Here is a 202-nt window from a genome sequence, read left to right as displayed (position 1 = left end):
CGACGAGGACTATCGCAATACGTTCAAGGCGATTCCGGCCGACCGGCGTTTCCGCTTGAAACTCAACGAAGCATCATGGCCCAAGATCAAGGGCACGCTATCGGCGCGTGTCACGTCGCCCGACAAATACAACTATGCCTACCTGACCAAGGCAGGCCACTACGTGGTGCGCTTCGACCTGGATTTCGACCCCTGGAATCCC

Annotated in this window: 1 protein-coding gene; it reads left to right on the top strand. The window is 57.9% G+C overall.

Annotation, left to right across the window (positions count from 1 at the left end; genetic code table 11):
* Positions 1–202: hypothetical protein (locus AC4HNJ_RS22150; protein ID WP_490481766.1), on the top strand; the 202-nt coding region annotated here is incomplete at both ends.

This window comes from Dyella sp. SYSU CM1112 (assembly GCF_058216415.1).
This window is presented reverse-complemented; position numbering and strand designations above follow the sequence as displayed.